This window comes from Vibrio fujianensis, assembly GCF_002749895.1.
GTDB lineage: Bacteria > Pseudomonadota > Gammaproteobacteria > Enterobacterales > Vibrionaceae > Vibrio > Vibrio fujianensis.
Genome location: NZ_NBUS01000054.1, coordinates 153,880 through 157,047, shown reverse-complemented (window position 1 = coordinate 157,047; position 3,168 = coordinate 153,880). Strand labels below are relative to the sequence as shown.

The window sequence follows — 3,168 nt, the reverse complement described above, 5'->3', positions numbered from 1 at the left end:
TGATGATTCGCCTCATGCGAGGCCCATCGAAGTGGAAGGGGGTTTTGGCAGTAATGCTTGGGCTTATGGCGGTGATGTGGTTGAGGGGAAACACGCTATTTTACTTGGTAATCCACATTCAGCATGGAAACGAACCCCCCATCAGCAACGCATTTATATGCATCAATACCATTTAACCATTCCGGGAGAGTTGGATGTGGCAGGAACCTCGTTTCTTGGCTTTCCTTTTCCCATGACGGGATACAATCGCCATGTTGCTTGGAGCATTTTAGATGCCGCCACCGTGACCCCTTTTGTGTTACAAAAGATGGCGATAAACCGAGTTCAAGATTCATGGCGCTACCGAATGGACGATCAAGAGAAAGCGCTCTCCCTAAAGTCGATTGTCATCGAAGTTCTTGAAGATTCGGGTCAGGTTGCATCACACTGTTATGAATTTCTTGAATCCGAATGGGGGCCGCTCTATTACCTTCCCCAACGTCCCGGAAAACCAGATGGGTGGTATGCCATTACCAACCCCGGTGAGCACAATGCCAAAGGGCTTGATCAATTTTTAGCAGCGGCCCATGCCACTTCAACCCGAGAATTTGTTACGGCAATTGAGCATCATCGTGGCATTTTATGCCAACTGATTGTGGCTGATAAGGCGGGTGATATCGCTTATGTCATCGCGGGTAATGTACCGCCCATCTCAGACCAAGAGCTGGAGCAATACCATGTGGATGATGATTCTGCCGCCTTTAACGTCCTTGATGGGACACGTTCTTGTGCATCATTACGCGATACTAACGGCCACCCATTAATAGCACCGACATCATTTTACCCAACCATTCTCTCGCGTGGCATCATCCATAACACCAACAATAGCTACAAATTTACCGAGTATGGAAAAACTCAGCCGGACTATCCTTCCGTTTTTGGTCAGCACAAAGAAAATTATCAAATAGGAAAACCGATTGCCGCGAAATTGCACTATGATCCTCGGCTCATCATGTCGGCTCAGCGCATGAAAGAACTGCTAGCAGAAGGCCCAATTACGGCTGAAAAGGTGTTACCCGTGATCTTTGACAATCGTAATTATGCGGCTGAAACCTTTCTCGATGATCTGCTGATGTTAGAAAATGTTCATTCATCCCAAGCCGTGCAACGTGCTTGTCAAGTATTACGTCGCTGGGATCGTAAAAACAATTCACAAAGTAAAGGGGCCTTGTTATTCCATCAATTTTGGAATCGAATTGTTCAGAAAAAACTTCTCCGCGTCCCGAGTAATGGCGATCCCGAACTCGGCTCTCAACTCGATATAAGCCCGAAACATATCCCTATCATCTTACAAGCCTTAGAAGAGACCGTTTGTGAACTGGATTGTTTAGGTTTTGTGTTGGATAAAGCGTGGGGAGAGGTCCTATACCAAACGACAGGTGGCGTACAGATTCCTCTGCATGGTGGATCTTATCAAGAAGGGTTACTCAATGGAGAAATGCCTGCCCCCCTTTGTGAAACAGGGTTCCCTTATATTCTCTTTGGCAGCGCTTACATTCAACTCGTTACCTGGCAAGAAGGGGAGCTTGTCGTTCATGCTCTACTTAGCCATGGACAACGTGATGGAGTCGAGTCCTTAGGACGAACCGCTCAGTTAACTTTATTTGCCAATAAACAGCTCTATCGCATCCCTTATTCAAAACAAGATCTAGACATGGCTGATGTGATTGACGCTTTAACTTTGTCGAGAAGCTCAAGGGATAACCGAGAAATAGCGACGTCACCGATAAAATTAACCTAATGCTAAGCCGCGAGGCTGAGTTGCGCTAAAGTCACCACAGCCTCTTCGTTTAATTGATAATCAACCCGAAAAACACGCCCATCACCAATATATTTTTTCGCAGTATGGGTCAGCTGCAACAGTAAATAACTCGCCGATTCATCCCACAAAATCAGGCGTGAGTCTTGAAAATCAAGATATCGGCGTACCCTTGGATACAGCGCTTTGAAGAGGCTTTCTTTGGCCGAAAACAGGGTGGTAATACGCTGAGTTGCACTGAGCGACAGTGAATCCAAAATGGCGGCTTCTTGCCCATCAGCAATGGCCGCTTGAATCAGAGCCAATGAATGGGCGTCGATCCAACTTTCCACATCCACTCCAAGCAGTAATGTCCCATTATCGACATATTGCGCCACCGCCAACGCGAGGTTTTTGTTGTGAGAAATCGACCCCACCACCCCTTCTGGCCACTGTGGAGCGCGATGTTTACCCACACTCAACATCTGTGGCGTCACGCCCGCCGCTTGCAATGCATCACACGCAGCAACTCGACCCGCGATAAATTCCGCCTGACGTTTCGTTACCGCACTCAGCAAGTCGTCTGGCTGTGTGAGCGAATAAGGCAGCGGCTGTTGAGGTGAATAGCGCGCAACATCAAACGGGCGCAGATGCAGCGTATACCCTCCCAATTCGATCTGCATTGCCGAGTGGAGAAAAATGTCATTCATGTCGTTCTCGACCCAAAGGAATCACTAACGGCGTATGGCTAACCGGATCGTCAATAATCACACTTTCCAAGCCAAACACTTCCCGAACCAATTGCGCACTGATCAGTTCACTGGGGTTCCCTTCAGCAATAATTCTTCCGTGTGCCATCGCAATCATATGATCCGCATAGCGACAGGCTTGATTGAGATCGTGCAGCACCGCAATCAAGGTGTGACCACGGTTACGATTGAGATCACGAAACAGCTCTAACAGCTCAATCTGATGGGCGATATCAAGATAGGTGGTCGGCTCATCGAGCAATAGCAGAGGCGTTTGCTGGGCTAATACCATTGCAATCCATACCCGCTGACGCTGCCCTCCCGACAATTCATCCACCTGTCGTTCTGCCAGCGTTGCAATCCCTGTCACTTGCATGGCATGGTGTACCGCCCTTTCATCCTCCAAGCTCCATTGTCGAAACAACTGCTGATGTGGATAGCGCCCACGAGCAACGAGATCCAGCACACGAATTCCATCTGGTGCAATTGCACTTTGTGGGAGAAGCCCTAACTGACGAGCCAACGCTTTGGTAGCAAACTGATGAATATCATGACCATCAAGGCAAACCTGACCCGCTTGAGGTTTAATCAAACGACATAAGGTACGCAGCAACGTTGACTTACCACAGCCATTCGGGCCGA

3 protein-coding genes are annotated in these 3,168 nt (G+C 48.3%); 1 reads left to right on the top strand and 2 read right to left on the bottom strand.

The genetic code is table 11. The annotated features are described in order from the left end of the window. Window positions 1-1,780 (top strand): penicillin acylase family protein (locus tag B7C60_RS13825; RefSeq protein ID WP_245869472.1); only part of this gene is annotated, 1,780 nt, incomplete at its 5' end. A gap of 2 nt (window positions 1,781-1,782) precedes the next feature. Here B7C60_RS13825 and B7C60_RS13820 read toward each other — a convergent pair. Both B7C60_RS13820 and B7C60_RS13815 read right to left on the bottom strand, forming a co-directional pair. Beyond that, window positions 1,783-2,487: a 4'-phosphopantetheinyl transferase family protein gene (locus tag B7C60_RS13820; protein WP_099612165.1), complete on the bottom strand. Its 705-nt coding sequence runs from the start codon at window positions 2,485-2,487 to the stop codon at window positions 1,783-1,785. Next, window positions 2,480-3,168: ABC transporter ATP-binding protein (locus tag B7C60_RS13815; protein WP_245869470.1), on the bottom strand; the 689-nt coding region annotated here is incomplete at its 5' end. The genes B7C60_RS13820 and B7C60_RS13815, both read right to left, overlap by 8 nt.